At 64.2% G+C, this 20,492-nt stretch carries 25 protein-coding genes; 10 read left to right on the forward strand and 15 right to left on the reverse strand.

Annotation, left to right across the window (positions count from 1 at the left end; genetic code table 11):
- Nucleotides 1-47 precede the first annotated feature (47 nt).
- From V3C40_RS03840 to V3C40_RS03850, 3 genes are all read right to left on the reverse strand, one after another.
- Nucleotides 48-1,139: a hypothetical protein gene (locus tag V3C40_RS03840; protein ID WP_331776562.1), complete on the reverse strand. Its 1,092-nt coding sequence runs from the start codon at nt 1,137-1,139 to the stop codon at nt 48-50.
- A gap of 94 nt (nt 1,140-1,233) precedes the next feature.
- A complete protein-coding gene (locus tag V3C40_RS03845; RefSeq protein WP_331776563.1) occupies nt 1,234-1,923 on the reverse strand; it encodes an LrgB family protein in 690 nt (229 codons plus the stop codon).
- Complete coding sequence (locus V3C40_RS03850) at nt 1,920-2,378, reverse strand: CidA/LrgA family protein (RefSeq protein ID WP_331776564.1); 459 nt, start codon at nt 2,376-2,378, stop codon at nt 1,920-1,922. The genes V3C40_RS03845 and V3C40_RS03850 overlap by 4 nt, the downstream gene beginning before the upstream one ends.
- A 103-nt stretch (nt 2,379-2,481) precedes the next feature.
- On the opposite strand from V3C40_RS03850, the gene V3C40_RS03855 reads away from it, so the two are divergent.
- The 7 genes from V3C40_RS03855 to V3C40_RS03885 all read left to right on the forward strand — a co-directional run bounded on the left by V3C40_RS03855 (nt 2,482) and on the right by V3C40_RS03885 (nt 9,879).
- The gene (locus V3C40_RS03855) at nt 2,482-3,390 is read left to right on the forward strand and encodes a LysR family transcriptional regulator (protein WP_331776565.1); all 909 of its coding nucleotides are present in this window, start codon (nt 2,482-2,484) and stop codon (nt 3,388-3,390) included.
- A 25-nt stretch (nt 3,391-3,415) separates the two neighbouring features.
- On the forward strand, nt 3,416-4,234 hold the full coding sequence (locus V3C40_RS03860; protein WP_331776566.1) for a glutaminyl-peptide cyclotransferase: 819 nt from the start codon (nt 3,416-3,418) through the stop codon (nt 4,232-4,234).
- An 81-nt stretch (nt 4,235-4,315) separates the two neighbouring features.
- Entirely contained in the window at nt 4,316-5,170 is an 855-nt protein-coding gene (locus V3C40_RS03865; RefSeq protein WP_331776567.1) for a hypothetical protein, read from the forward strand.
- Complete coding sequence (locus tag V3C40_RS03870; RefSeq protein ID WP_331776568.1) at nt 5,167-5,814, forward strand: hypothetical protein; 648 nt, start codon at nt 5,167-5,169, stop codon at nt 5,812-5,814. The genes V3C40_RS03865 and V3C40_RS03870 overlap by 4 nt, the downstream gene beginning before the upstream one ends.
- 270 nt (nt 5,815-6,084) lie before the next feature.
- On the forward strand, nt 6,085-8,109 hold the full coding sequence (locus tag V3C40_RS03875; RefSeq protein WP_331776569.1) for a ferritin-like domain-containing protein: 2,025 nt from the start codon (nt 6,085-6,087) through the stop codon (nt 8,107-8,109).
- Nucleotides 8,109-9,038 carry an MNIO family bufferin maturase gene (gene bufB, locus V3C40_RS03880; protein ID WP_331776570.1) on the forward strand — a complete coding sequence of 310 codons (930 nt, stop codon included), beginning with the start codon at nt 8,109-8,111 and terminating at the stop codon, nt 9,036-9,038. The genes V3C40_RS03875 and bufB overlap by 1 nt, the downstream gene beginning before the upstream one ends.
- Nucleotides 9,028-9,879 carry a DNA-binding domain-containing protein gene (locus tag V3C40_RS03885; protein ID WP_331776571.1) on the forward strand — a complete coding sequence of 284 codons (852 nt, stop codon included), beginning with the start codon at nt 9,028-9,030 and terminating at the stop codon, nt 9,877-9,879. Before bufB ends, V3C40_RS03885 begins: the two co-directional genes overlap by 11 nt.
- Nucleotides 9,880-9,944: 65 nt before the next feature.
- On the opposite strand, the gene V3C40_RS03890 is transcribed toward V3C40_RS03885, so the two are convergent.
- The 11 genes from V3C40_RS03890 to V3C40_RS03940 all read right to left on the reverse strand — a co-directional run bounded on the left by V3C40_RS03890 (nt 9,945) and on the right by V3C40_RS03940 (nt 17,303).
- Nucleotides 9,945-10,193: a DUF3297 family protein gene (locus V3C40_RS03890; protein ID WP_010398340.1), complete on the reverse strand. Its 249-nt coding sequence runs from the start codon at nt 10,191-10,193 to the stop codon at nt 9,945-9,947.
- Nucleotides 10,194-10,247: 54 nt separating this feature from the next.
- Nucleotides 10,248-11,054, reverse strand: coding sequence for an OBAP family protein (locus tag V3C40_RS03895; protein WP_331776572.1), 807 nt, complete (start codon nt 11,052-11,054; stop codon nt 10,248-10,250).
- 33 nt (nt 11,055-11,087) lie between these two features.
- Nucleotides 11,088-11,402, reverse strand: coding sequence for a hypothetical protein (locus V3C40_RS03900; RefSeq protein WP_051990946.1), 315 nt, complete (start codon nt 11,400-11,402; stop codon nt 11,088-11,090).
- A gap of 159 nt (nt 11,403-11,561) precedes the next feature.
- Nucleotides 11,562-11,963 (reverse strand): GFA family protein, encoded by a 402-nt coding sequence (locus tag V3C40_RS03905; protein ID WP_331776573.1) that lies wholly within the window; start codon nt 11,961-11,963, stop codon nt 11,562-11,564.
- A 10-nt stretch (nt 11,964-11,973) separates the two neighbouring features.
- Nucleotides 11,974-13,746, reverse strand: a complete 1,773-nt coding sequence (locus V3C40_RS03910; protein ID WP_331776574.1) for an ABC transporter ATP-binding protein — start codon at nt 13,744-13,746, stop codon at nt 11,974-11,976.
- Entirely contained in the window at nt 13,743-14,297 is a 555-nt protein-coding gene (locus tag V3C40_RS03915; protein ID WP_331776575.1) for a hypothetical protein, read from the reverse strand. The genes V3C40_RS03910 and V3C40_RS03915 overlap by 4 nt, the downstream gene beginning before the upstream one ends.
- Nucleotides 14,297-14,812 (reverse strand): MauE/DoxX family redox-associated membrane protein, encoded by a 516-nt coding sequence (locus V3C40_RS03920; protein ID WP_331776576.1) that lies wholly within the window; start codon nt 14,810-14,812, stop codon nt 14,297-14,299. The genes V3C40_RS03915 and V3C40_RS03920 overlap by 1 nt, the downstream gene beginning before the upstream one ends.
- On the reverse strand, nt 14,806-15,672 hold the full coding sequence (locus V3C40_RS03925; RefSeq protein WP_331776577.1) for an SDH family Clp fold serine proteinase: 867 nt from the start codon (nt 15,670-15,672) through the stop codon (nt 14,806-14,808). The genes V3C40_RS03920 and V3C40_RS03925 overlap by 7 nt, the downstream gene beginning before the upstream one ends.
- A complete protein-coding gene (locus tag V3C40_RS03930; RefSeq protein ID WP_331776578.1) occupies nt 15,654-16,667 on the reverse strand; it encodes an ATP-grasp domain-containing protein in 1,014 nt (337 codons plus the stop codon). The genes V3C40_RS03925 and V3C40_RS03930 overlap by 19 nt, the downstream gene beginning before the upstream one ends.
- A gap of 69 nt (nt 16,668-16,736) precedes the next feature.
- Nucleotides 16,737-16,922 (reverse strand): hypothetical protein, encoded by a 186-nt coding sequence (locus tag V3C40_RS03935; protein WP_331776579.1) that lies wholly within the window; start codon nt 16,920-16,922, stop codon nt 16,737-16,739.
- Between the two features lie 195 nt (nt 16,923-17,117).
- On the reverse strand, nt 17,118-17,303 hold the full coding sequence (locus tag V3C40_RS03940) for a hypothetical protein (RefSeq protein WP_331776580.1): 186 nt from the start codon (nt 17,301-17,303) through the stop codon (nt 17,118-17,120).
- A gap of 299 nt (nt 17,304-17,602) precedes the next feature.
- Between V3C40_RS03940 and V3C40_RS03945 the strand changes: the two genes are divergently transcribed.
- The 3 genes from V3C40_RS03945 to V3C40_RS03955 all read left to right on the forward strand — a co-directional run bounded on the left by V3C40_RS03945 (nt 17,603) and on the right by V3C40_RS03955 (nt 19,866).
- On the forward strand, nt 17,603-17,986 hold the full coding sequence (locus tag V3C40_RS03945; protein ID WP_331776581.1) for a hypothetical protein: 384 nt from the start codon (nt 17,603-17,605) through the stop codon (nt 17,984-17,986).
- A gap of 10 nt (nt 17,987-17,996) precedes the next feature.
- Nucleotides 17,997-18,335 (forward strand): immunity protein Imm33 domain-containing protein, encoded by a 339-nt coding sequence (locus V3C40_RS03950; RefSeq protein ID WP_331776582.1) that lies wholly within the window; start codon nt 17,997-17,999, stop codon nt 18,333-18,335.
- A gap of 85 nt (nt 18,336-18,420) precedes the next feature.
- Complete coding sequence (locus V3C40_RS03955) at nt 18,421-19,866, forward strand: serine hydrolase domain-containing protein (RefSeq protein WP_331776583.1); 1,446 nt, start codon at nt 18,421-18,423, stop codon at nt 19,864-19,866.
- Here the strand turns inward: V3C40_RS03955 and V3C40_RS03960 are convergent.
- Entirely contained in the window at nt 19,863-20,438 is a 576-nt protein-coding gene (locus V3C40_RS03960; protein WP_331776584.1) for a type 1 glutamine amidotransferase family protein, read from the reverse strand. The genes V3C40_RS03955 and V3C40_RS03960 overlap by 4 nt on opposite strands.
- Nucleotides 20,439-20,492 lie beyond the last annotated feature (54 nt).

Below are 20,492 nucleotides of genomic sequence, written 5' to 3' on the forward strand. Positions count from 1 at the left end.
ATGGGTCATTGTGTGGGCGGTCGGATAAACAAGCGGTGGCGCACCGTTCAGGAAGCGCCTGTCATGGCTTGCTCCAGCGGCGCCAAGCTGGCGGCCAGCAGCTGCCACGCCGTGTTGGCGTAGTCGAGCTGCCCGCCCAGCGTTTCGGCGTCGGCGCTGCTGGCCATGCCGGCGACGGCATCGGCAAAGGCGGCCAGACCGGCGCTGACGCCCGTCGCTGGCGGTGCTTGCGGCGACTGGCCCCAGTCCTCGGCCAGTACCTGGGCCGTGTCGAGTGCGTTGTGAAAGGCGCTGCTGAACTGGCTGTTCTGTACCTGCACCACCTTGGCCACGGCCACCAGCGCATCGGCGCCGGCCAACTGCTGGTAGGCGCTGGCCAGCAGGGCATTGTTGGCGTTCAGGGCCGCGCGGGCCTGGGCCGTCTCGGCCACGCCCTGTTCCGCCGCATCGATGCCTTGCACCACGAAGTCGCCCGATGGCGCGGTCTTTCCATCACCCTGGGCATCGCTGATGGTGGTCATGGTCTTGACGATCAATTCCGTGACGGCAGCGCCCGTCTTGTTGGCGCCGGCGACGATATCGGCGATATTCGTGTTGATGGCGGCTTTCAGCTGGTCGATGCTGGCCGATGACGCGCTGGCGGCGGCGCCGAGGGCGGCGATGGTGGCGGACAGCGCCGTATTGAAGCCCGCGTTGAGCGGCGCCAGTTCGCCGGCGATGACGCGCATGTCGCCCGTCAGCGCCTGGGCTTGCTGGTTGATGTGCCCCGATTGCACGGCCAGTTGCCGGTAGACCTGCGCGATGTCGGCGCGTGTGCCGGCATCCAGCGCCGCTTGCGCCAGCCGGGGCCGTTGCAGCTGGTAGGCGGCGTTCCATAGCGCGGCAAAGGCCGTCGCCTGGCTCAGCAAACCGATGTAGGCGGGCAAGATGCGGTCGCCGGCGGTCATCGCGCGGCTCTTCATTTGCGACTGGAACTGGCTGACCTGGTAGGCCAGGCCGGCATCGACTTGGGCATCAAGGTCGAGATTGGCCTGCTGCTCCAGCAGATCGGCGGCCGTCTGCGTGAACAGGAACTGGTCGCTGGCGGAAAAATAGTCGACTTGCAGGGCCTGCGGCCCTGGATTGGATGTGCTTGCCATAGGGTTTCCGGGATGGTGGGCGAACGGGAGTCCGCACACTATCGCCCAACCCGCGCTTGCCGCTTTGACCTGCCGCAATCGCGCCGAGGGAACCCTAGCCCAATAATCTGCCCAGCAGCGGCGCCAGCAGCACCGTCACGACGCCCGAGAAAATCATCGTCAGGCTGGCCACGGCGCCTTCTTCCGTGCCGACCCGGCGCGCCACGGAGAGGCCAAAGCCGTGCGCGGCCGCGCCATACGGGGCGCCACGGGCAATGCGCATGCGCAAGGGCAGCAGTTTTAATAACGGTTTGCCCAGCATCAAACCGAACAGGCCGGTCATGACGACGAAGATGCCCGTCAGCTGGGCCGAGCCGCCCATGTGGCGTGATGCTTCCAGCGCGAACGGCGTCGACACGGAACGGGCCAGCAGGCTGCGCGCCATGTCGCCATGCACGCCCAGGACCCGGTCCAGCAGCAAGGTGGCGGCGACCGATGCGACGATGCCGGCGCAGCTGCCCAGCGACAGGGCCAGCCAGTGCTTGCGGATCAGCTTGCGCTCCTGGAAGATAGGCAGCGAGAAGGCGATGGTGGCCGGTCCCAGCAGCCACGGCAGCCAGCGCGTCTCGCCGAAATACGTGGCGAACGGCGTCGAGGTGGCCTGCACGATGACGATCAGTAACGCCGAGGTGCAGATGGCGGGCGTGAGCAAGAAGTGCGGATGGCGGCGATGCAGCGCCTGGTTGGCGTAGAACAGCACCAGGGTCAGCAGCAAGAACAGCAGGGGCAGGAGCACGGTGTTCATGCTTGCGTCCTCGCTGCGCGCTGGCGCAGCAGTTTTTGCAGGCGCAGCTTGCGTTCATAGCGGCACACCCATTCCACGGTGAACGCCGTGGCCAGCATCACGCTGGCAAAGCCCAGGCCGATATTTACGAACAGCATCACACCCTGTGATTTCAACAACTGCGTAAATTGCACCACGGACACGACCAGTGGGATAAAGAACAGCAGCATATTGGCCAGCAGCCAGTTCGCGCCCAGTTCGATGGCGGCTGGCCGCACCCAGCCTGCCAGCAGCAAGGCCACCAGCACGAACAGGCCGACCACGCCGCCGGAAAATGGCAAGTGCAGGGCGGAGGCGGCCTCGTCGGCCAGCCACCAGGCGGCGATCAAGATGCCCACTTGCCACACGGTCTGCGCGGGCTGGCGCCAGGCAGGGACGGAGAGTGGGGCGGTAGTGGAATAAGGGACGGCTTTCACGGCAGGCTTTCTAGCGGCAGGGAGAAGGTTTCATTGTAGGGACCCCGCATCAAAAGATAAAATGAATTAAACTCATGATTATCATTCGAGTTTGGAATGCATCATGGATATCCGCTCCCTGCGCTACTTTGTCGAAGTGGTGGAACAGAACAGTTTTACGCGCGCGGCCGCCAGGCTGCACGTGACGCAACCCACCGTCAGCAAGATGGTCGCCCAGCTGGAACAGTCGCTGGACCTGGCCTTGCTCGATCGGGCCGGTAAACGTTTTACCCTGACGGACGCGGGCAAGGTGGTGCTGTCGCGCGCGCATGAATTGCTGGCCCTGCACGCGGAACTGAAGGTGGAATTGCGCGACCTGCAACATCTGGAACGGGGGGAATTAAGAGTCGGCGTGTCGCCGCAAACGCACTCGACCCTGGCGCCCTGGCTGGCCGAGTACCACCAGCGCTATCCGGGCATCGAGCTGAAGATGTACGAAAGCGGCACGCAGGCGATCGAGCGCGACTTGCGCACCGGCACGGTGGAATTGGGCACCATGCTCGATTACCCGGGCAATGCGGCCACCTGGCAGGATTTCGAAGCCTTGCCCCTCGTGCGCTCGCCGCTGTGCCTGCTGGCCGCGCCCGGCTCGCCGTGGCAGGGGCGCGCTTCCGTGGCCCTGGCCGAGCTGGCCGACAGTCCCTTCATATTCTACGGCGCCGCGTTTGCCCTGAACGACATCGTGCTCGATGCATGCCAGCGGGCCGGTTTCGCGCCCCGTATCACGGGCCGCAGCGGCCAGTGGGATTTCATTGCCTCGCTGGTGCAGCTGGGCGTGGGCATCTGCCTGCTGCCGAAGATGTATTGCGATACCCTGGATCAAATGCAATTTACAGTCATTCCCCTCGATGGCCCGCCCGTGGAGTGGAATCTGATGCTGGCCTGGCGCCGCGGAGGGCGGCTGTCATTCGCCGCCCGCGCCTGGCTCGAGCTCGTCAGGGCGCGCATGGCGCAGCCCGGGCGATTACAATAGCCGCTCGCCAACCACCGCCAAGCATATGAAGAACACAGGTAAAACCAGACTGAAACGCACGGCAGGCTCGCTGCTGCTGGGATTGTTATGCACGGTGGGACTGATGAGCGAAATGGGCTACGCCCAGGCCGCCATCCCCGTGTATGGCTATTTCGTCAAGAATACCTATCCGCACGACCCCCAGGCATTTACCCAGGGTTTGCTGTTCAAGGATGGCCATCTGTATGAAAGCACGGGCCAGAACGGCCAGTCTTCCTTGCGCAAGGTGGAATTGACGACGGGCAAGGTCCTGCAGAAAAGCATGCTCGACAAAAAAGTGTTTGGCGAAGGCATCACCGACGTGGGCGATGAAATCCTGGGCCTGACGTGGGTGTCGAAGACCGGCTATGTATTCGACCATAAAACGTTCAAGCTCAAGCGCACCTTCAGCTACCAGGGCGAAGGCTGGGGCCTGGCCAGCGACGGCAAATTCGTCTACATGAGCGACGGCAGCTCCGCCATCCGCGTGCTCAATCCGAAGACCCTGGCCGAGGTGCGCCGTTTCGAGGTGAAGGCGGAAGGCCGCCCCATCGAGCGCCTGAACGAACTGGAAATGGTCGACGGCGAGCTGTACGCCAATGTGTGGGGCGCGGACGTGATCGCCCGCATCGATCCGGCCAGCGGTAAAGTTGTCGGCTGGATCGACCTGACAGGCTTGCTGCCGCCGGAACAGCGGGGCACGGCCAATCCCGATGCCGTGCTCAACGGTATCGCCTGGGATGCACGGGGCAAACGCTTGTTTGTCACGGGCAAACTGTGGCCGAAGCTGTTCGAGATCGAGCTGATCGAAATCCAGCGCCGTTGATGTTTCCAATTGGGCAGTGTTGCTGGCGAGGAATCGTTTAGAATTCTGATTCTTCGCCCAGTGCGACCTTTACAGGATGCCATGCTGTCCCTCTCTTTATGCCGCCTGGCGGCCGCCGCCAGCCTGCTTGCCGCCATCTGGCCCGCCGCACAGGCGCAGACGCCCAACATGCCGGTGGTCAGGCAATACGGCGACTTTGCCGTCACGAATGGCCGTTACGACTCTCTGGTCACCTTGTCTTTCCGCAGGCACGGCTACTGGCCCGGCGGCGCGCGCGAAGTGGTGGAAGTGCGGCCCATCAAGGCCACGCGCGAAGGCCAGCCCATGCTGCTGGCCTTTACCAAGGGCTATACGGGCCAGGGCACGATACTGATCGGCGTGCAGAATGGCGAACCGCTGATGCGCCCCATCAGTCCCTTGCAGCGCGACAACATGGTGCGCACGGAACGCGACCCCGAATGGGGCGTGCCGCAACCTGGCCGTCCCGAGCTGCTGCTGTTTCCCCGCGACGGCCGCGCGCTCGATACGGGCACGGGCGAGCTGCTGTGGTTTGACGTGCCGGGCAACGTCAGCGGCGACTATCCGCGTGCCATGCTGGTTTCCGTCTCGCCCGACGGGCGGCGCGGCGCCTATCTGACGAATGCGCTGACGAAGGTAGGGATCATCGTTGCCACGCGCGATGACGGCGTCGCTGGCGTGCTGGCCTTGCCGCCCGATACCTATCAACGATGGCTCAAACCCTTGTCGGAGACCGCTTCCGCGCAGGCGAGCGCCGCCATCAAGGCGGGCAAGGGCCGCACGGATTCGATCCGCATCCGGCGCGAACTGGAACTGGCCTGGTTCGGCCAGCAATTTCAATGGAAACAAGGCAAGAACGGCTTGCAAGTGACGGGGCTGGGCCTCATTTCCGCGCCGCCGGAAGGAAAACAGCCATGACAATATCCAAACTGATCGCCGGCTGCTGCGCCGCCTCCCTGCTGGCCGGCTGCGTGCACGGCGAAATGTTCCCCAAGGATTATCTGGCGCAAGATATCGACAAGCAACAAGCCTTGCTGGAACTGGACGTGGTCTTCGGCAAAGAGCCCGATGACAAGCTGACGTCGCGCGTGACGGCGCGCAATACCGTCGAGTACACGGGCGCGCCGCATATCGTCGTGCCGTTTTACCAGAAGGGACTCGGCTTCGACCAGGGGTTTGCCGGCACCTATATCTTTGGCGTCGTGTATCCGGTTGCCAAGGTCGAGACGGCCACGGCCAGCAGCCGCGTATTTGGCCAGAAACTGGATGGCCAGCAGGCGGGCAACCCGCGCTACCGCTTCCGCGTGCCGGGCAAGGCGCAGTGGAACAGCAATGAAACCTTCATGCTGAGCTTTGAGCGCAAGGGCCGCCGCGAAGAAATCACTTTCCGCTTCAGCAACGAACAAAGCTGCTCATCCGCCTTCCTGGCCACCACGCCACACTATGGTTTTCCCATCAAGGTTGTCGCCACGTTCAAGGACAACAAAGGCTGCCTGAAAGTGTGCGACAGCCGGGAGCAGTGGCCCGGTTTCTGCGCCTTCCAGCCGCCGCCCGCCGCCTGACTATCACCATGCAAGCCACGCGCCGGCGCCTGCCGGTGCGGCGCTTATACACGCCCAGCTTTTGCCGATTCTATTCAATTGTCATCGAATGGGAACTGAAAACGCCTATTTTCAAGGTGTAAGGCGGCCTGCATTGACCCTTGATCAGCGCATAAATCTTGCCGCAAAAGTATCTTTCCCAGGCGTATGATTTCCTTGCCGTGAACAGCGCGCGCAGATGGCGCGGTGCGGCCCGATATCCGAAACGCATCCTTCCTGTGGAGAGACAGAATGAAAATGCCCGTTCTAGGAAGCACCCAGCCCGCCATCAGCAACCGTCCGCTCGACATGCTGGCCACCGACACGGCGGCCGTGCGCGCCATCGCCCAGGCGGCCGTCAGCGTGGAACTGTTCACCATTCCCCTGTACATGGCCACCATGTATTCGATCCAGGGCACGCACCAGATCAACTCGAAAGGCATCACGTATTATGAAGGCCGCCAGTGGCCGGGCATGGGCACGACGGCCCGCCCCGAACTGGCCGAGCAGAAAGCCTTCAATATCATCTTCAGCGTCTTCATCCAGGAAATGCTGCACCTGCAGATGGCGGCCAACCTGGCCACGGCCATCGGCACGGCGCCATGCTTCACGGGGTCGGAGCTGCAATCGCTGGACCATGGCTGGACCTGCTATGGCGAGCACTGCACCGTGATCCCGCACATCGTCGACTTGCAGGACACGTCCGGCTACCGCCACGTGCGCGTCAACCTGGAAGAACTGAACGACAACCAGTGCGACCTGTTCCTCGCCATCGAGCAACCGGAACAGCAGGCCCGCGCGCAGCTGGCCGAGTTCGACAGCCAGGACCACACGAAATACTTCCCGGAAGTGCCCCTGCCGGGCTGGACGCCGGGCAAGCATGTGCACGATCTGCCCCTGTTCGGCACCATCGGCTACATGTACGAATGCTATGCGCGCTACATCAGCATCGAATACACGGATGGCCAGACCCTGTGGCAAAAACTGTTCGTCAACGGCTCGGTGCAGCAAGACATGTTCAACAGCCGGGTCCAGGGCCATGCGCGGGCGGAATTTCCCCGCTTCGACACCTGCTTCGGCCCGCAGGACCAGGATAGCGGCCAGACGGGTTCGTTCAACAAGGCCATCGACATGATGGCGGCCATCACGGACCAGGGCGAGGGCAGCGAAGCGGCCATCCAGCGCTACCGGCGCGACGCGGCGCAGCGCCTGATGGCCGTGCAGCCCGACTACCGCGAAGACCTGGCCGCCTTGCAGTGCGATTACCCGTCCTACGCGAACAACGGCAAGGACGCCGAATCGCGCGACGCGCAGGCGCGCCACGACAGCGCCCCGTTCGATCATTACGAGCGCTTCGGCCAAGTCAAGTCCATGCTGCCCGTGAAGACCTGGGCCGGCTGGCACCGGGAAGGCCAGCGCTGGAGCGAGGCCATGCTGACCAACGAGCGCTACAACCCTGCCACCGCGCCGAAGAACATTCCCGCGCCGGCCGACGTGGCGGGCGCCCTGAACCGCCTGAAGGATACCAGCGGCACCCTGGGAATGCTGAGCACGGTGGCCACGGGCGCCATCTACGGCATCACTTCCGTGCTGGACCAGTACTGGCTGAACCAGCAACTGGACTTCCCGTATCCGTCGATGGTGGGCGCGGGCGACCGCATGGCCATTTGCTGGGCCGTGCTGGGCCAGGCGCCAAACCTGGCGACGGGCGTGCCGCTGGCCGACAAGAGCGTGCTGTACCACGCCTGCCAGGGCATGCACCTGGAGGGCGAAGCGTCGTCCACCTGTGCCGCGCTGGCCGTCTACCATACGTGCCGCGGTTCCAACGGCTGCCACGCCCAGGGCGGCTGCGGCTTTGCCCAGGCCGACACGGGCGGCTCGTCCTGCGGCCACTCGGTCAAGGCCGCCGCATCGCCGGGCTCGCCATGTTACGTGCCGCCACCGCCACCTGAGGCCGATAAAGTCTACAGCGCGCCCAGCGACAACAAATGCGCGAGCTTCGGCGGCTGCGCCGTGCCGATTTCGGCCTCGCAGCTGTATCCGAACACCACGGGCAAGGAACCGCCCGAGCCCGCCACCATGACCTTGTACGATTTCGGCCCCACACCCGAGCACCGCAGCAAGCCTCTGGGCCAGACGATGAGCTTTACGCTGGGCGACAATGTCTACGACAAGGCCTGGGAAGCCTACGGCAAGGTGATGGCGGCGCGCGGCACGCCGGTGGGAGCGCCGCCGGCGCCCACCGACCTGCGCCTGGCCTTGCCGCCGTCGACCTGATGCGGGGCATCCTGCACGAGGCGCGGCCGCGCCTGGGCCTGCCGAACCTGGGCCTGGGCGTGGGACTGCGCCCGCCGCACTACGAGCACATCCTGCGCCACGGGCCGCAGGTGGACTGGTTCGAGATCATCAGCGAAAATTTCATCGATAACCACGGCTATGCGCGCCATGTGCTCGAGCAGGTGGCGGCGCAGGTGCCCATCGTCATGCATGGCGTGTCGCTGTCGATCGGCAGCAGCGATCCCCTGAGCCTGGCCTACCTGCGCAAGCTGCGCCAGCTGGCCGCCGAGATCCGGCCCATGTGGATTTCCGACCACCTGTGCTGGACGGGCGCCGCCTCGCTCAACAGCCACGACCTGCTGCCGCTGCCGCTGGACGAGGCCAGCCTGCGCCACGTGGGCGCGCGCGTGCGGCAGGTACAGGAATTCCTCGGCCGGCCCCTGATCCTGGAAAACCCCAGCACCTACGTGGAGTTTGCCCAGTCCAGCATGCCGGAATGGGAATTCCTGGGGCGCCTGGCCGAGGACACGGGCTGCGGGATCTTGCTCGACGTCAACAATGTCCACGTCAGTGCGCATAACCACGGCTATGACGCGGCCGCCTACATCCGCCAGTTGCCGCACGACCACATCGTGCAGATCCACCTGGCCGGGCCGACCGTCTGCGGCGCCATGCTGATCGATACCCACGATGCGCCCGTGCCGGCCGCCGTCTGGCGCCTGTACGCGCTGGCGCAGCAGCTGACGGGCGGCGTGTCGGCCTTGCTGGAATGGGATGCGGAGATTCCACCATATCCGCAGCTGCTGCTTGAACTGGACAAGGCGCGCGCGGCGGTGCGGGGCGAATTCGCGGACGCCGCGCCAGCCAAGGCTGCCGCCGCCGTCTCTACGCCGCTGGGCTTTCACCTGGAGGCGGCCCATGCACGGTAATGGCGCGCCGCTGGCGCAATTGCAGGCGTGGTTCCTGACGGCCATGACGGCGCCCGGCGGTGCCGTGCACGGGGCGCAGCTGGCCAGCGAGCGCCACGGCCTGATGCAGGAGCAAGTGCTGAAACGGACGCGGGGCGGGCCGGCGCCGCTGCACATCCATGCGGACGGCTACGTGCAGCGCCTGCTCGAATGCCTGCAGGCCGACTATCCCGTCTTGCGCAAGGTCATGGGCGACGAGCTGTTCGCCTTCTTTGCCCGCGCCTATGTGTGGCGCCACCCGTCCGCTTCGCCTACCTTGTATGACCTGGGCGGCGGTTTTGCCGATTTTCTCGCCGCCACCCAGCGTGGCGCCGGGGCACAGGGAGACGCCTTGCGCTTTGCCGTCGAACTGGCGCAGCTGGAGCGGGCGCGCGGCGAAGCGGGCAGGGCGCCGGGGCTGGAAAAACGGCCGCCGCCTATCTTGCCTTCCGGCCTGGACTTGATGCTGGGAATGGCGCTGGCCTGGCGCCTGGCGCCGTGCACGCGGCTGCTGGCGCTGTCGTTTCCGATGTGTTCTTTCTGGCAACAGGCGCAAGCGGCGCCCGACGACGCCGTGCCGGCCCAGCCCGTGGCCGCTCCCGCCTTTGTCGCCATTTCGCGCCTGCATTACCGGCTTGCCATGCAGGAGTTGCAGCCGTGGCAGTTCTACTGCCTGCAGGCGCTGGCCGCCGGCGCGCCGCTGGCGCAATGCGCGCGGCAGGCGGCGCAATCGAGCGGCAGGGAGCCGGACGAAGTGCTGGCCGATACGATGCTGTGGCTGCCCATGGCGGCCGCGGCAGGGCTGGTCACCACCGAAGCGTGAGCGGAAGGCGGCGCACGCAAAAAAGGCCGATGAAAATCGGCCTCGATGGTCAGTACAAGTATTACTTAACGGTAAAACGCTTCGACTTTGCCCTTGAGCTTGATCTGCAGCGGACGGCCGCGGCGGTCGAGCGACTTGGTGGAAGCGACCTTGATCCAGCGTTCGCTGATGCAATATTCTTCCACGTCAAGACGTTCCTTGTCGTTGAAGCGGATGCCGACGTCGTTCTCGAACACGGCTGCAACGTGATAAGGGCTGCTAGGGTCGATCGACAGGCGATCGGGCAATGGGGGTAAGGTGGTGGTATCGTTCATGGCCGTCATTATCGCCCAGAATGCGGTTACAGACAACGGCCTTTCGCGTGCCGGCTATCTGGCCGGACGCGAAATGGCGGGTTCGGCCGTGTGCGTGGAGGGTGACGGTAGTGATGAGGAACCGTGCTGCGTTCCCGTCGGGTCGGCCAGCTGAATGGTCGTGCCGTGCTGCCAGGCATCGGCACCGTCCATGATGGCGGGCGCGGCGATATCGGCCCGCTGGCGGCGTTTTTCGGCCGAATCGATGCGGAAACGGCGGTCGCGCGCGGCGACCATGGCGGCGTCGGCCTGTCCATCGCTTGTAAATCCCATCATCAGTTGCGGCACGCCCAGCGGCAAGGTCTTGTGTACATCCGTGTGCCAGGTATGCCAGGTCTTGCCATACGTGGCGACGAGTTTTTGCATCAAGGCTTTTTCCGCCACGGCGGGAATGCCGGGGGCGATCAGCTGGCCTGATTTGACTTCATGCACGTGGCTGTGCCACAGCGCTTTTTCCGCTGCGGGCAAACCTTCGTACAGCCTGGCGCTGACGATGTATTCGACGCCCATCAGCTTGGCATCTTTGACATTGCCATCGTAGATCACGCACTGGATCAGCTCTTCATTGACGATGGCGCAATAATGGTGCGCTTCCATCTGGCCGCGCAGATTGCCATTATAGAAATGAAAACCGTCAAGGTAGGCGTTCAGCGCCGCAATCGGCGGCCGGGCTTGCAATGCGTCGGCACCCGCGTCCAGCACGCGTGTGGAGACCCCGGCCGGTGCGCCCGGAGCCTCCACGTTTGATGCCGTATTCCTGGCGCCGCAGGCGGCAAGGCCCATGGTCAGCCCGGCGCACAGCATGGCCGTCAGTGCTTTCATGTTGAGAAGGCGCCTCTGGCCATGTCCCCGGGGTCAGGATTTGTCGTCATTCTTGTGGCTTTGACGTCCCGCTTCCACGTGCTGCTCATGCGTGCCGCCGCGCGTGCCGGTGCCGGAACCCGATTGCTGGCCCGACTGTTGGCCCGATTGCTGCGAGCCCGATTGCTTGTCGCCGTCATTCTTGTGGCTTTGGCGGCCCGCCTCGACATGCTGCTCGTGCGTGCCGCCCTGGGTACCGCCCGACGATTGGCGGGTGCCGGACTGTTTGTCCGACTGCTGGCTGCCCGATTGGCCCGATTGCTGTTTGTCCGATTGGCCGCCCGATTTGTCGTTGCTGTTCGAAGTCATGGTCATGTCCCCTATGGTTGGTTGCGTAATCATCCGGTTCAACATTGGCTGCACCGTTGAGACCATTCTCGCTGCCTGCGTCGGGCTTAGCCATAGGGACACGACTTGTCGCCACGTAGGAAAACTCCGTGGTGGATGGCAACCATTTCTACATTGCTACTACAGATGCCGCGTTTCCTGCGGCGGCGCATCCCACTCGTCATGCTGGCCATCGACAAAGGTGACGGGCACTTGCGCCAGCTCGGCCGCCGATGCGTCATCGAGGCAGTTGACGCCGATGCCGACGAACGGGCCGCTGCGGGGCGAATCGCCGCAGCCAAACGGGCGCACGCCGCAATGGCGGCAAAAATAATGGCGCTCGCGGCGCGCGGCGAAGCGGTATTCGCTCAAGTCCGCTTCACCGGCCAGCAGGCGAAAATCCGCAGGCGGGACCAGGCTGGCCCAGCAGCGGATTTTCAGGCAGTAGGAACAGTTGCAGCGCAGGCTGGGGGCCGCCAGGTCGATCTCGGCCGCAAAGCGCACGGCGCCGCAGTGGCAACTGCCATGGTAGGTTTTTTTCATCTGGCCCACTTTACAGGGTTGCCGCACTGTCATGCAACTGCTGGAATTGCGACAGCTGCTGTTGCATCAGCCGCGCACACTGGCCGCCCGCGCGCAGCAGTTCAGCGTGCGTGCCTTGCTGGCAAATCCGGCCCTTGTCCATGACGATGATGCGGTCCGCCTTGACGATGGTGGAAAAGCGGTGGGCGATGATGATCGTGGTGCGCCCTTGCATCAAGGTATCGAGCGCGCGCTGCACCTGCTGTTCGCTGGCGGCGTCGAGCGCGCTCGTCGCTTCGTCCAGGATGAGGATTTTCGGCGCGCGCAGGATGGCGCGGGCAATCGCGATACGCTGCTTCTGTCCGCCGGACAATTGCACGCCCCGTTCGCCCACCAGGGTCTCGTAGCCGTCCGGAAAGGCCGCAATGAATTCGTGGGCATGCGCCAGGCGCGCCGCCGCCACCATTGCTTCGCGCGCCACGACCCGGTCCGGCACGGCAAAGGCGATATTGTCGGCGATGCTGCCGGAAAACAGGGCCGGCTCCTGTTCCACCACGGCCATCTGGCGGCGCAGCTGCGTCACACCCAGCACGTGCGCATCAATGCCGTCGAACTGCAGGCTGCCCGCGTCTATCTGATAGTGGCCCAGCACCAGGCTGGCGATGGTGGACTTGCCCGCGCCCGAAGCGCCGACGAGGGCGATTTTTTCGCCCGCGCGGATGGACAGGCTGACGCCGTCGAGGGCCGTCACCTGCGTGCGTTCGGGATACGAAAAACGTACGTCGCGCAGCGCGATATGGCCGGCCAGCGGCGGCTGCGGCGCCGCCTCGGGCACGGCGCGGTGGCTGCGCAGGATCTCGAAGATGCGGTCGGTCGAGCCCATCGTGCGCATCCACGTGTTCCAAAATTCGCTGATGGAGCCGGCCGTGTCCGTCACCATGCTGGCATAGATGACAAAGGCCGTCAGCTCGCCCACGCTCAAGCGGCCCTGGCCGATCAGGTGGGCGCCGAAGCACAAGGTGGTCAGCAGGGCAACGAAGGCGAGCAAGCCCTGCGCGCCCTGGAACACGGCCAGCAGCCGCGTGCCGGCCAGGGACACGCCCAGCAGTTCGCGCATCGCTTGCGCGTAGCGGGCCATGGCGCCGCCTTGCTGGTTGAACGCCTGCACCAGGCGCGCATGGGCAAAGTATTCCTGCGCCACCTTGCCGCTGGCGGCCAGGGTGGCGGAAATGGCCCGCGCGCGCTGCCGGTAATTACTGCCTGATAACTTGCCCAGATACAGGCTGATGGGAATGAACAGGGCCAGCGGCAAGCTCAGCATGGGCGACAGATGCAGCAGCATGGCGATGCCGCCCACAAACACGCACAGCGAGCGCAGCGCATTGGCCGCGCCGATCGTCAGGCTTTCATGCAGGGCCGACACGTCGGACGTGAGTCGGCTGTTCAGCTCGCCGCCATGGTGCTTGTCGAAAAAGGCGATGGGCTGGTTGATTACCACGTCGAACAGGCGCCGGCGCACGCCCATGACGATCATGTGGCCGCCCGATTGCAGCAGATAGAAGCGGGCGGCCGAGGCCAGCGCATACAGCAGGCTGAAGGCCAGCATGGCGGCCACCATGCCCGGCGTAACGCCGCGCCGCGTCAGTTCCGCCACGTTATCGATGAAATACGCGATGGCTTGCGGAAAGGCCAGCTGCGCACCCACGGTGAGGGCCATGCACAGCAGGCCGGCGGCGATGCGCCAGCGCACCGGGTACAGCAGGCGCAGGCGTTCCAGATGGGGGCCGATGTTTACATGGTTCATGCGGCGCGCTCCTGCGACGGTTCGGCGTTCAATTGTCCGGCCAGGGCCAGCCAGTCTTCATCGCCGATCAGGCCGGCCGCTTCCACCGTGCCCTCGTGATTGACGAACACATAGGAAGGCGAACTCATCAGCGGGTTCACGCGCCGGTAATCGCGTAGCGTCAGCCGCGCCGTGGCTTCCCGCAAGATGCTACTGGGCAAAAAGGCGCGCAGCCGGCGGGCCGGTTCTTCACTGATCAGCCACAGGGCCAGGCCGGCGTCCCGCGCCAGCGGCAGCAGCTGTTCGATACCAGCCAGCTTTTCCGCGCATTTCGGACAACGGCTGGCCAAAAACAGCAGCACGGCCGCCTGGCCCGCGGCACCCGGCTGGAAACGCGCGCCGCCAGCCAGGGGACGGGCTTGCACTGCCGGCAGGGGCTCGCCCGGCACCAGCGCCGTGGGCGCGATGCGTTCGCGGCGGCTGGCGCGCAGCACGGCCAGGGTCAGCCAGATATTGCCGGCGAGGGCAAAGGCCAGCGCTGCCAGCACAAGTTGCAAGGTCGTATCATCCATCAGCCTGCCTTTGCCAACGTGGCGATGTCGTGCAGGGAAATCACGGCCACGCAGACGATGGCCGCCAGTCCGGCAGCCAGGACCGAGGTGGCGATGGGCAAGGATGCCGTCTGCGCGAATGCGAAATAGGCGCCGTTGATGCCGACCGCCAGCACGTTGCGCAACAGGTCGTATTGCGACACGGGCCGCGCCGCTTCGCCAAAGCAGCTGCAGCGCACCACGCTGTGCGTGAAGTAGCGCCAGGCCAGGACGGCGGTGAGGGTACTCAGCAGCAGCAGTGACAGCAGCATGGGCAGCTGCGTGCCGCCCGCCAGCAGCCAGCCGGCCAGCAGCAGTTCCGCCGCCACCAGGGCCGGTGCGGCAACAGTGGCGACAGCGGGCGCCACGCCGAACGAGGTGGCCAGGTTGCCGCGAAATTCCCCGTAGCTGCGCAGCTTGCCCACGCTGGCCGCCAGCAACAGCAAGGCCATGACATAGCGTGCGATATCGGACAAAAAGGCGAGAGCTGTCAGCATTGCGTGCTCCACACCGGCGCGTAGCCGCCCGGACGCTGGCACCGCAGCTGCACGCCGTCGCGCGATGCCAGCAGGGCATCGTTCCACGGCTCGTCGGGCGCGCTGCGCAAGGCGCCACCTATGCTCGCCTGCAATTGCGTCGAGATGGCCCAGCCCAGCCGTTCGGCGTGGGCATCGCGCGCCATGTTTAAGCCCAGCTTGGCCAATTCCTCGCGCGTCAACGCATAGTTGTGCGAGTGGTAGCCCGTCACCAGTTGTGCGACGATGGCGCGCCGGGCCTCGGGTGTGGCATCAGGCAATTGCCAGGCCAGCAATTCCTCGCCGATCTGCGCCAGCTCCAGGGTGGTGCGGTAAAAAGCCGTCAGGGAAGGGGGAAAGATGCTGCCGCACAGCAAGGACAGCGATTGCTGGCGCGCCTCGCTGGCATCGACGCCGAACCACTGCTGCGCCATGTCGCCGAAGACCTTGATGTCCAGGCTGGACATGGAGCCGCCGTCGGCGCCATCGAGCTGCGGGTCGATGGGCGAGAACAGGGCCAGGTCGCTGGCGATGATCTCATCGGCGCCCAGGGTCAGCAGGGTGGCGGCCGACTGACAGTGGAAGGGCACGATAAAGCTCAGGTGACGCGCATGCTGGCGCAGCAGAAGGGCGATGCGCCGCGCCGCGTTGACGATGCCGCCACGGCTGTGCAGCACCACGTCGAGGCGCGCCACGGGGCCGATGCCCTGGCACAGTTCATACAGGGCGGGCAGCAGTTCCATGTCCAGGTGCGAGGCGGCCAGGACGATGGCACGGCTGTCGCGCGCCAGTTCCAGTTCGCGCAGCTGGACGGGGATCTGGTTCAGGTCTGGCTGCGGCATACGGCTCCTTCGATCAGGGTTGTGGCCACGCTTTCCAGCATGGTCAAGGCAGGCACCAGTTGTTGCACATACAAAAATTGACCAACAGGGTTGTTTTCCAGGAAAACGTACTCGCCGTCGGGCGTGACGATGAGATCGAGCGCGCCATACTCGAGGCCATAGCTGTGCACGAAAGCGAGGCAGCGCTGCTGTATTTCCGCTGGCAAGGTGCATGCTTCATAGCGGATGGGGGCTGACATATCGCGCGAATCGATGGCCGTGCGCGCATCATCCTGGGAATACAGACGCGCGGCAAACAGTTGCTTGCCGATCACGGTGATGCGCAGTTCGTATTGCTTGGCTATATATTCCTGGAACTGGCAGCTCAGTTCGCTGACCGCGTCCAAGCTGTCCAGCATGGCATCGTCGACAATGGTGGTGCCGATGCCGGCGCTGACCCTGTCAACGTCCTCGACCGTTTCGGCGGCCAGGCTGGGCGTGGACATGCTCTTGAAAATGATGGGCCCGTTGATGGCCGCGCGGAAAGCGCGCACGTCGTCGGGCACATTGGTAATCACGGTGGCGGGCACGCGAAAGCCCATGCGCGCGGCGCGCGCAAGCTGTTCGCCTTTCCATTGGGCGCCGCGCAGGGCCAGCGGATGGCTGAGCCAGTAGCAATCGAGCCCGTACAGCACGCTGAAGACGGCTTGCTCCGTTTCCAGCTGGGCGTAGGCGCGTTCCTGCAGCGTCAGGTCGGCGCTGGCGTAGGCATAGTCGGCCGCCTTGCGCAGCCAGACGGCGCCCACCTGCTGCAAGTCAAGCCAGTCGCCCTCGGGCAAGTGGCGCAGGCGCGCGCTGGCGCGGCCGTCCAGCAGGCGCTGGCACAGCTGGTAATCGCGGGGAAAGGCGTCGAGGTCGATACGGAAGGGGGCATGGCCGCGCGCGGCGAGGATGGCTACGACCAGGTCGGCGTGCAGATCGCCGCTATGGCTGATAATCAAAACCTTTTTGTACATGTCGGGGGGCTGCGGTAAGGGGGAATCAAAAAAGCCTTGCCGTGGCAAGGCTTTCAGCTGGCGTACGTATCAGCAGAACTCGCCGCCGTCACTCGAACCGATACGCGAATAGCGGTATTGCTCCTCGCTGTCGACAGCCGTGCAGCCGGCTACGGCGACACCGTCGCGTACTTTCCAGGGCGCAGGAAGCGCCGGCTTTTCTTCTTCCTTCTTTTTCGCCAGTTTGAATGCGAACAGTTTAGTTTCTTTATGCATGAGATCCTCTATTAATGGTTGTGTTCCGATTTTTACCGATGAATACTGATTTTAAAAATGGAATCTGCAATTGAAAGGTGTTTATGTATTCATTGCGCGCAGAGAAGCCGCGCCGGAATAGACGCCAGCGCCAGTTTGAATATGGGGGAATATATGAAACCCCCATGCCGGGCGGGGGTTATGGCGTGCCGAGTATCAGCAATACTGGCCGCGGTCGTTTGGCTGGAAGCGCGAGGAATCGCGGTACTGCTCAGCTTCCACCGCGGTGCAGCCGGCCACGGCTACGCCGTCGCGCACCTTCCAGGCGGTGGCGGGCGCTTCCTGTTTTTGTACCTGTTTTTCAGCCAGTTTGAATGCGAACAATTTGGTTTGATTTTGCATTGTACTATCCTCTTGTGATGGTTAAGTACTGCTTGCGCTGTATGCCATGGTATATGGCCATTCGATATTAGCGCCGAAATAAATAAGCGTCAATTGAAAATCAATCGTATTCGAGATTATATTTTAGGAATACTCACAAAATATCACGCGGTCCATTTATATTATTGCAGTGCGATAAATAATAAGGATGGTATTTTAAATGAGCGGCAAGCGGTCTGATTATGGATGGCAAACGGATAGCCTAGGCGCGCGGCCACGCACTATAATGGCGCCTGTTGAATGGACAGGGCAGGAGCCACATGATGGAAATGGCAGTTACCGACAGCCTGCGTCAGCTGGCATATGCGCAAGCCGCGGCCTTCGTGCAGACGCTCGACGGGCGCGATCCTGTTGCGCTGCAACGCGACTGGGGCCTGTCGCCGGGCGTGGCCGACGAGATCATCGAAATGCTCGACAGCTATTTTGCGGCGGACCAGGCATTGTCACTGGCGCCGCTGGCGCAAGCCTTCGTACCGGGCAAGGGCGGCCGTCCCGCCGTCGACGTGTATGCCACCGGGGCGGGACCGCTGGGCCTGGAATGCCGGCTGCTGGCCGATGGCAAGCCCGGCGAAGCGATCCTGCACCTGGAAATGTCCGGCCACGATGGCGCGCTGCACCTCCATTACCGCTACATCGGATCCTGAGAACAAGATGATGAAGAACCTGACTGAACTGATCAGCGAAAAACAGCAGCGCATCTGCGACAAATTCGGCCTGCCGGCGCAAGCGCCCGAACCCATGGTGGCCCTGGCCATCGGCAGCCTGGCGCAGTCGCCCATCTACGGCACGCGCATTGAGCTGCCGGAAAATGGCACGATCAGCTGGTTTATCCATTGCGGTGAACACGACGACGCCAGCGGCTTTTACCAGCCCCTGCATGCGGAACACCTGCACGAGATGCTGCCGCAGGTGGTCGATTACCTGGCCTTGCCCAGCGGTGCCAAGTTCATTCTCGACCGCCAAGGGTACGAGGATGTGTGGCTGGGAGAGTAACTTTCTGACTGGCAAGATTATCGTTGACGTTGACAAATAGGTATGGGATGCTGCGGTTCCGTTTTCTCTTGCCGAAAGCCGCATCGTGAAGCCATGCCTGCCGTCCGTCCTGCTTGTCATGGCGCTTGCCGCCGTTCCCGCCAGCCGTGCGCAGGCATCGCGTGCCGAACACGATATTGCCGCCTTCGTGCGCAGCGAAATGCAGGAGCGCCAGATTCCAGGGCTGCAACTGGCCGTGATACAGCATGGCAAGGTTGTGCTGAAGCGCAACTTTGGCCTGGCCAGCCTGCAATACCAGGTGCCCGTGACGGACACGAGCCTGTTTTCCATCAACTCGGCAACGAAAGCGTTTGCGGGCGTGGCCGTGATGCAGCTGGTGCAAGAAGGCAAGATCGACCTGGCCGCGACTATCGGCAAGCACCTGACGGGGCTGCCTGTCGCCTGGCAAGCCGTGACGGTGACCCAATTGCTCAACCATACCTCGGGCTTGCCCGACGTGCTGGACCAGCGCAGCGGCAAGCTCGTGGGGCCGCAGCCGGACGATGCCGATGCGGCGTGGACCGCCGTGCAGGCGCTGCCCGTGGAAGCTCCGCCTGGCCAGCGCTACCGCTACAACCAGACCAATTATGTGTTGCTGGCGCAATTGGTCGAGCGGTTAGGCGGCCAGCCCTTTACTACTTTTATCCAGCGCCGGCAGTTCGACGTGGCCGGCATGCGGCACAGCGGCTTTGGCGACGCGAAGGATGTGGTCGCCAACAAGGCCAGTTCCTACGTGCTGGACCGGGGCGGCAAGGGCTACCGCAACGTGATTGAAGACTTTCCCGTGTTCATGCGCGCCGGGGCCGGCATCAACAGCAATGCGGGCGAACTGGCCAACTGGCTCATCGCGCTGCAGTCGGGGCGCTTGCTGGCGCCCGCCGGTGTGGAACGGCTGTGGCAGCCGACCAGCTTGAATGACGGCAAACCGGCGCCGTGGGCGCTGGGCTGGCCCACCATCGGCCGCGATGGCCACCGCGCCGTGGCCGGCATCGGCGGTGGCCGCTCGGCCTTTTATGTGTATCCGAACGATGGTCTGGCCGTCATTATCCTCAGCAACCTGGCTGGCGGCCAGCCGGAACAGCTGATCGATACCGTCGCCGGCTTCTATCTTCCCGCCCTGCGCCAGCAGCGCGGCGGCGCGTATGCCGCGCACTTGCTGCGCAAGCAGGCGGCGAGCGCCGGTTTCGACGGGCTGGACAAGAAACTGGCTGCCATCCTGCGCCAGCACGGCTTGCCGGAACCCACGGAAGACGACTTGAATGCCTGGGGCTACCGCCTGCTGGGGCGGCAGCAGCCGAAACAGGCCGTGGCCGTCTTCCAGCTGGGTGTGCAACTGTACCCGCAAGGGGCGAATGGCCACGACAGCCTGGCCGAAGCGTACGAGGCGGACGGCGCCAAGGCCCTGGCCGTCACGCATTACCGCCGTTCGCTGGAACTGGACCCGGGCAATGCGCACGCCGTGGCGCGCCTGCGCGTGCTGGGTGCCAATTAGCGGGCTGCCTGGCCGTGCTCGGCCCCGTGCATGGCCAGGTAAGCGGCCAGGTTGTCATCAGCGATGCCCAGGGCGCGCAAGACTTCCCTGGTGAAGGTGACAGGCGCCGTGCCCGGTGCCGTGACGACGCGCTGGTCGGCCACGGCCCACGGCACATCCTGGTACAGGGCCGCGCCCGCATAGCCTGTATCCGCCAGGTTATCGGCCGAATTCGAGGTGTGGCGCACGGTGTCGAGCACGCCAGCCTGCGCCAGCACGCGCGTGCCGTCGCAAATGCCGGCCAGCACCACGCCCTTATCGCGGGCCGCGCGCAGCAGCGGGCCCAGGTCGGGCGCCTTGCCGCTTTGCCAGAAGCTGCCGCCACACACCATCAGCAAGTCGAGTTCGTCGAGCACGATCTCTTCGAGCGCCAGTTGCGGCGTGACCAGCATGCCGCCGGACGAGGTGACGGGCAAGCCGCCCGGCGTGGCGAACTGCGTGTAAAAGCCGTAGTACAGCCGCGCCGTGGAATTGAGCAGGGCGGTTTCCCAATCGGCAAAGTTCTCGGTCAGAATGGTGATGGCACGTGTCATGAAAAGTCCTGTCGCAGATGGAGATATCAATAGTACTGGCTTGCTAGCCAGCGG

Origin of the sequence: Janthinobacterium sp. LS2A (genome assembly GCF_036543145.1) — a bacterium.
GTDB lineage: Bacteria > Pseudomonadota > Gammaproteobacteria > Burkholderiales > Burkholderiaceae_D > Janthinobacterium > Janthinobacterium aestuarii.

Coding starts and splice junctions, on each gene's coding strand:
- V3C40_RS03920 (WP_331776576.1), bottom strand. CDS start 14,812: ATGCTGACAGCTCTCGCCTTTTTGTCCGATATCGCACGCTATGTCATG.
- V3C40_RS03950 (WP_331776582.1), top strand. CDS start 17,997: ATGAAGAACCTGACTGAACTGATCAGCGAAAAACAGCAGCGCATCTGC.
- V3C40_RS03940 (WP_331776580.1), bottom strand. CDS start 17,303: ATGCAAAATCAAACCAAATTGTTCGCATTCAAACTGGCTGAAAAACAG.
- V3C40_RS03895 (WP_331776572.1), bottom strand. CDS start 11,054: ATGAAAGCACTGACGGCCATGCTGTGCGCCGGGCTGACCATGGGCCTT.
- V3C40_RS03945 (WP_331776581.1), top strand. CDS start 17,603: ATGATGGAAATGGCAGTTACCGACAGCCTGCGTCAGCTGGCATATGCG.
- V3C40_RS03855 (WP_331776565.1), top strand. CDS start 2,482: ATGGATATCCGCTCCCTGCGCTACTTTGTCGAAGTGGTGGAACAGAAC.
- V3C40_RS03960 (WP_331776584.1), bottom strand. CDS start 20,438: ATGACACGTGCCATCACCATTCTGACCGAGAACTTTGCCGATTGGGAA.
- V3C40_RS03905 (WP_331776573.1), bottom strand. CDS start 11,963: ATGAAAAAAACCTACCATGGCAGTTGCCACTGCGGCGCCGTGCGCTTT.
- V3C40_RS03930 (WP_331776578.1), bottom strand. CDS start 16,667: ATGTACAAAAAGGTTTTGATTATCAGCCATAGCGGCGATCTGCACGCC.
- V3C40_RS03870 (WP_331776568.1), top strand. CDS start 5,167: ATGACAATATCCAAACTGATCGCCGGCTGCTGCGCCGCCTCCCTGCTG.
- V3C40_RS03915 (WP_331776575.1), bottom strand. CDS start 14,297: ATGGATGATACGACCTTGCAACTTGTGCTGGCAGCGCTGGCCTTTGCC.
- V3C40_RS03890 (WP_010398340.1), bottom strand. CDS start 10,193: ATGAACGATACCACCACCTTACCCCCATTGCCCGATCGCCTGTCGATC.
- V3C40_RS03935 (WP_331776579.1), bottom strand. CDS start 16,922: ATGCATAAAGAAACTAAACTGTTCGCATTCAAACTGGCGAAAAAGAAG.
- V3C40_RS03865 (WP_331776567.1), top strand. CDS start 4,316: ATGCTGTCCCTCTCTTTATGCCGCCTGGCGGCCGCCGCCAGCCTGCTT.
- bufB (WP_331776570.1), top strand. CDS start 8,109: ATGCGGGGCATCCTGCACGAGGCGCGGCCGCGCCTGGGCCTGCCGAAC.
- V3C40_RS03910 (WP_331776574.1), bottom strand. CDS start 13,746: ATGAACCATGTAAACATCGGCCCCCATCTGGAACGCCTGCGCCTGCTG.
- V3C40_RS03845 (WP_331776563.1), bottom strand. CDS start 1,923: ATGAACACCGTGCTCCTGCCCCTGCTGTTCTTGCTGCTGACCCTGGTG.
- V3C40_RS03925 (WP_331776577.1), bottom strand. CDS start 15,672: ATGCCGCAGCCAGACCTGAACCAGATCCCCGTCCAGCTGCGCGAACTG.
- V3C40_RS03875 (WP_331776569.1), top strand. CDS start 6,085: ATGAAAATGCCCGTTCTAGGAAGCACCCAGCCCGCCATCAGCAACCGT.
- V3C40_RS03840 (WP_331776562.1), bottom strand. CDS start 1,139: ATGGCAAGCACATCCAATCCAGGGCCGCAGGCCCTGCAAGTCGACTAT.
- V3C40_RS03860 (WP_331776566.1), top strand. CDS start 3,416: ATGAAGAACACAGGTAAAACCAGACTGAAACGCACGGCAGGCTCGCTG.
- V3C40_RS03900 (WP_051990946.1), bottom strand. CDS start 11,402: ATGACTTCGAACAGCAACGACAAATCGGGCGGCCAATCGGACAAACAG.
- V3C40_RS03885 (WP_331776571.1), top strand. CDS start 9,028: ATGCACGGTAATGGCGCGCCGCTGGCGCAATTGCAGGCGTGGTTCCTG.